The following is a 301-nucleotide window of genomic DNA, read 5'->3' on the forward strand; positions in this document are numbered from 1 at the left end:
GATTACGGCGAACGTCGTGAACGGATCGATGGCATGCGCGGCCACGAGCCGGTAGAACGGATAGCTGCCCGCAAGCATGATGAGCGCGCCCGCGCGATGGACGAGGCGCGGCGGGATGCGGTCGCCGAGCCACGCGCAGGCGAGCAGCGACGCGGACATCGTCGCGATGCCGACGTTTTGCGCCGCACTCGCGATAGCCGGCGAATAGTGCAGCACGGTCGTGAGGTACGACGGCAGCACGACGAAGAGCAGGCTGTTCGCCGCGTTGACGATGCCCGCCACGCCCACGCCCGCCGTCACC

1 pseudogene is annotated in these 301 nt (G+C 68.8%); it reads right to left on the reverse strand.

Annotation, left to right across the window (positions count from 1 at the left end):
• A pseudogene (locus tag U5A58_RS40615) lies at positions 1-301 on the reverse strand (MFS transporter); the annotation flags it as partial.

It is taken from the genome of Paraburkholderia sp. J7 (assembly GCF_905220155.1).
Classification (GTDB): Bacteria; Pseudomonadota; Gammaproteobacteria; order Burkholderiales; family Burkholderiaceae; genus Paraburkholderia.